This window comes from Stieleria sp. (genome assembly GCF_041595215.1).
In the GTDB taxonomy this organism is placed as follows: Bacteria; Planctomycetota; Planctomycetia; order Pirellulales; family Pirellulaceae; genus Stieleria; species Stieleria magnilauensis.
On record NZ_JBFHKV010000676.1, the window covers coordinates 1 to 4,812 of the forward strand.

5 protein-coding genes are annotated in these 4,812 nt (G+C 60.0%); 2 read left to right on the top strand and 3 right to left on the bottom strand.

Annotated features, from left to right (window positions below; translation table 11 throughout):
* Window positions 1–123 (top strand): DUF1501 domain-containing protein (locus tag ABX749_RS22265; RefSeq protein ID WP_372897922.1); only part of this gene is annotated, 123 nt, incomplete at its 5' end.
* Window positions 124–240: 117 nt separating this feature from the next.
* Entirely contained in the window at window positions 241–1,056 is an 816-nt protein-coding gene (locus ABX749_RS22270) for a hypothetical protein (RefSeq protein WP_372897918.1), read from the top strand.
* Window positions 1,057–1,122: 66 nt separating this feature from the next.
* On the opposite strand, the gene ABX749_RS22275 is transcribed toward ABX749_RS22270, so the two are convergent.
* The 3 genes from ABX749_RS22275 to ABX749_RS22285 all read right to left on the bottom strand — a co-directional run bounded on the left by ABX749_RS22275 (window position 1,123) and on the right by ABX749_RS22285 (window position 4,691).
* Window positions 1,123–3,393 (bottom strand): alpha/beta fold hydrolase, encoded by a 2,271-nt coding sequence (locus tag ABX749_RS22275; RefSeq protein WP_372897919.1) that lies wholly within the window; start codon window positions 3,391–3,393, stop codon window positions 1,123–1,125.
* A gap of 172 nt (window positions 3,394–3,565) precedes the next feature.
* A complete protein-coding gene (locus ABX749_RS22280; RefSeq protein ID WP_372897920.1) occupies window positions 3,566–3,823 on the bottom strand; it encodes a hypothetical protein in 258 nt (85 codons plus the stop codon).
* Between the two features lie 148 nt (window positions 3,824–3,971).
* Window positions 3,972–4,691: a phytanoyl-CoA dioxygenase family protein gene (locus tag ABX749_RS22285; RefSeq protein WP_372897921.1), complete on the bottom strand. Its 720-nt coding sequence runs from the start codon at window positions 4,689–4,691 to the stop codon at window positions 3,972–3,974.
* Between the last annotated feature and the right edge of the window lie 121 nt (window positions 4,692–4,812).

Below are 4,812 nucleotides of genomic sequence, written 5' to 3' on the forward strand. Positions count from 1 at the left end.
CACGCGACGTTGTTACATTTGATGGGCATTGACCACCACCGCCTGTCTGTCAAATTCCAAGGCTTGGACGCCCGGCTGACCGGTGTCGAACCGGCACGGGTTGTCAACGAAATCCTGGCGTAGACTCAAGCGGAAGCCTCTGCCACGTTTGAAACCTCATCGGTCCAACCAAATACCATGCACTTTATCGTCCCAACCCCAATCCTATTGATCGCGTTTGTCGCCTTTACCACAGCTTGGATGCCAATCGCAACGGTCAGTGGCCAATCGACCGACTCGACTCCGTCCCGACCGGCTGATCGGCCCAGCGATCTGCCGGACAGTCTGCCGGACAGTGCGAAGTGGATGGCTTCGCTTAGCAGCGATGCGCTGAACGTTTATCGCGACGGGCAAACGTTGTGGTTGCAGCCGACTGCGGAATCGATCGAAGCACGCAGCGTCAATCTCCCGCGGCTTTGCGCCCCAATCCGTTCGTTGAGCTGGCACGGCGATGCCGAACGCGAGCTTAATTTTGTCCCTGAGCCGGACCATTGGCGGTTCTCCTGGAAAACCCCTGTCGATTCAGGTGCGATGATCCAAGTCGTGTTCGACGGCGATCCGCTGTTGCCCGGTGAAACTTCGCCGGCGGAACCTGACGGCGACGGTTCGGTCATGCTGTTTGCACATCAGGCTGCGACCTTCGGCGAAAAGCTGCGTTTCGAGCCCCAGTGGTACAAGAACACCGTCGGCTATTGGACGGTTGCCAAGGACTATGCCACTTGGGATTTGAAACTGGACCAGCCGGGGCGTTATTGCGTGGCGGTGCTGCAAGGCTGTGGTCAAGGCCAGGGGGGCAGCGATGCCGTGATCACACTTCGCGACGAAGCGACCATCGTCGCCGAACTGCCGTTTCAAACGATCGACACGGGGCACTTTCAAAACTTTCGCTGGAACCACCTCGGTGATCTCACCGTCATCGAGCCGGGAACGTATCAATTGCGAATCGATGCTACGAGAATCGCAAAAGGTGCCTTATTCGACGTCCGCGCGATCCACCTTGTCAAGCAAGCGAAGTAGCTGGGTCACGTGCCGATGGTTATCCGTGGGTTCACGCTGCCATCGGTGGGATTATTTCTACACGCGTCACTCGTCCTTCAACCGCTCGCGGAAGAACGCATCCGCTACGTCAATCGCCTCGTCAAACCAAACCTGTCTCCCCAAGAACGGATGCGGCGCGTCCTTGATGACCGTCAGACCGGACGGGATGCCCAACTCGTTCATTCGCCTGCGAAATGCATCCGCGCGGGTGCTGGGATCGTCCGTTTCGCCCGTGATGAACCAGCACGGCGGATCGGTCTTGTCCAAGTGTTGCAGTGGCGATGCGAGGCGATACGTTTCGGGCGCGTCTTTCAACGCGCCGCCGAGAAACTGTCTCCAGATCGTCCCGCGATCCTCCGTGGCAGAGATTTCTCGCGTGCGTTGTGACAGCAGATCCGTTTGGGCGCCCATCGGCACGGCTGCTTGAATTGCGCTGCTAAACGCCGCATTGCCACCCGGACCTTCCAGCGCTTCGTCACCGGACGACGTCGCCAGCAGCGCCGTCAGGTGCCCGCCGGCGGACAAGCCGATCGCGCCGATTTTCGCTGGATCGATTCCAAAGGCTTTGGCCTCAGCGCGGAGGAATCGCACCGCGGCTTTGCAATCGTGGATCGCCGCCGGAAAGGGCGCTTCACCGCTCAACCGATACGAAATCGTGGCAGCGACGTATCCACGCGCGGCGAGTGCCTGGGCGATCTTTCCGTGGCTGGTCCGATTGCCATTGGCCCAACCTCCGCCGTGGATACAGACCACCGCGGGCAACGCCCCCCAAGCCCCCTTGGGCCGATAGATGTCCATCTTCAACGCGCGATCACCATACCGTGCGTAGGTCACGTCGAGCTTTGCCTGCAGGCTTTCCATTACGGCCCGTGGAATCTCGGTTCGACCGTCAGCCCGCACCTTGTCCGCCTCACCGGCCGGCCGCGCGTCGAGTCGCATTTCGTCTTGAAACAAAATCGCCATGCCACGCAACTTACGAATGATTTCGCCGTTGCGCACCGGTTGCGATTCGGCCGGGTCGTCGACCAAGTCGTAAAGCTGGAGGCTCGGATTCAAAGTCAGTTTCCAATTCCTCCAGCGGACCGCGGCTAGCGCCCCCTGGCTGCCGTGGTAAAAGAAGGCTTCGTTGTATTCGTTGCGATTGATCAGCGGCGCCCATTCGCCGGGCGGATCCCAACGGCGGCGAAGTGGGACCGAGGCGTTCAGCGATTTCTTCATGCCGGGCAGTGGTACGATTTTGGTTTCCCCCTTGAGCAGCGGGCTGATGTCTCGCCCGTCAATGACGCGGTCTTGGGGAATTCGGATCCCCGCCATCGTGGCCAACGTCGGGTACCAATCCATGGCGCGAACGATGGTCGATGACTCTGCGCCCGTCTGCAATCCCATCCCGGGTCCCCAGGCGATCGCGGGCACGCGAATACCGGCTTCGTAGGTCGATAGCTTGCGTCCGCGAAGCTTCTGCGTTGGTGTTCGTCCCGGTCCGCGGCCGTTGTCGGACGCATAGACAACAACCGTGTTGTCGTCGATGCCCAGCCGTTTGAGTGTGTCAAACAAACGGCCGACGTTGTGATCAAGTTCCTCGATGGCATCCCCATACTCGCCCCAGTTCGACCTGCTTTGAAACGATTCACTGACGCCCAGCGGATTGTGCAGCATCGTGTGCGGCAGATAAAGAAAGAACGGCCCCTCCTTGTTCTTCTCGATGAACTCAATCGCCTCGTCGGTGTACCGCTTCGTCAGTTCAGCAGGATCGGCCGGGCGTTTGACGACCTCGCCATTGCGAATCAGCGGCACACCGCCCTCGTCTTCAAAGTAGACGATTTCGACCGGGTCAAGATTGTGCAGCAATCCGAAGTAATGATCAAAGCCTTGGTTGTGGGGCAGGAACGGCTCGTGAAAGCCGAGATGCCATTTCCCGATACAGGCCGTCGCATAACCGTGTTGCTTCAGGAGTTCCGCGATCGTCAATTCGTCGGGATGAATCCCGGATCGCGAATCGGCGCGATGCACCCAAATGTGATTGCCGACCCGGCGCGGGTAACAACCGGTCAACAACCCCGCGCGGGACGGGCTGCAAATCGGCGCGGCGGCATAATAGTCCGTGAATCGTGTCCCCTCGGCGGCCATCGCGTCGATCCGTGGCGTCTTGACCTCGGTCGCGCCATAACACCCCAGATCGTAGTAACCCTGGTCGTCGACAAGGATGAAGACCAGATTGGGGCGGGCGACGTCTTGACCGATGCAAGCTGCTCCCCAAGACCCGATCAGGGACGCCGCAAGAAGTAGTGCCAGGTGGATGCGAACGAGCTGTCTCATGGTCGATTGAATGCTCCGCGAGTTGGACGTCGTCAACGGCATGAACAGAACGGCATCCCCAGCGCGCGATCTGCGAGGGGTGGATGATACCACGTTTGCGTCCAACGCCGGGGCGATCGCCCAATCGGTACCGCTGCCGGAAAACGGAGACCGGTTCCGGCGCGACGCGAACCTATCCGTTCTGTTTGGCCGCTTCGATCAGGGCATCGATTTCCAGCACCTGTTCGTGGGGGATGCGATTGCGCTGATACTTGTTCCAGAGCAATTCACGCAGGGTTTCGAGATCTTCCAACTCGATGACCGGAAACTGAGTCCATTCGGTGTCCGACTTCAGTCGCGATTGGAGTTTCCATTTGCCGCCGTGGCGGGTGGCGGTGACCAGACGCGTGGCGCCTTCGTCGGTTTTCTCACGCCATTCGTGTTTCTTCATGATCCGCAACCGCCGTTGTACGCGCAACTCTCTGATTCTTCCCGATTCGATTCGTCATCGGCAATGCATTCGCCCTGCCGTTGCGACATCCTTTTTCAAGGTATGACTTCAGTATCGACACCACCACCAGGGCTGTCCACCAGGCGAGTCAACCGTCGCGGACGAAATCATGCCACTGCACGCCGTCGGGCAATGTCGAGGACGCTGCAAACTCCAGGTGCAAGATCCGTCGATGACGTGTCGTGCCCGGCTTGGACGGACCACTGCAATGGCTGATCAGCGGGCGCATTGCCAGTACATCACCGGCGGCGGCATGGATGTCAACCGCCCCGTCCAGGTTTTCTCCTTCGCTGTCGCTGGATCGATGCGATCCCCGGATGACGCGCAGCGGGCCGTTTTCGTCGGTGACGTCGTCCAAGTGAATCCGCAGCGTGAGCATCTGCTTCAAGACATCGTCGCAGGCGATCAGGTGTGGTACCCCGGCTTTCGTGGTCGGGCGTGAAAACGATGCGGACGTGATCGAGTTGTCTTTCACCGCGACCGAAGTGTCCTTGTGCCAAGCCAATGCCCAAGTGCGATCCGGTGGCTTGTCAAAGAACAGGGCACGCACCAAACCGAATCCCGTGCCGAGTCGCTCACGCAGGAATGACAACAGCGGATCACGCTGCCAAACGGTTGTCACCTCGGCAATCGACTCGATCAGATTTCGCGCCGCATACACATGACCGCGACTCGACCGCGCCCGCACCCCCTGGCTGTCATCGTCAAAGGCGCGGCTGCACGCCACGAGCAAGCTCGCGATCGATTCCGCGGGCACGGCTTGCTCGAGCAGACAGTACCCGTCGCGGTCCAGTTGCCAGTCGTTCATGTCGGCAGCAGCGATTCTACTTTCCTCGCTTCATCGCCTTTTGCAGACCTTCGGCTTCGCCGTACAGCGGTGAGTCGCTGCCCCGGCAGCCGGGGACCATCGGCGCGTCCTGGGCGGGCAC

Coding starts and splice junctions, on each gene's coding strand:
- ABX749_RS22270 (WP_372897918.1), top strand. CDS start 241: ATGCCAATCGCAACGGTCAGTGGCCAATCGACCGACTCGACTCCGTCC.
- ABX749_RS22275 (WP_372897919.1), bottom strand. CDS start 3,393: ATGAGACAGCTCGTTCGCATCCACCTGGCACTACTTCTTGCGGCGTCC.
- ABX749_RS22280 (WP_372897920.1), bottom strand. CDS start 3,823: ATGAAGAAACACGAATGGCGTGAGAAAACCGACGAAGGCGCCACGCGT.
- ABX749_RS22285 (WP_372897921.1), bottom strand. CDS start 4,691: ATGAACGACTGGCAACTGGACCGCGACGGGTACTGTCTGCTCGAGCAA.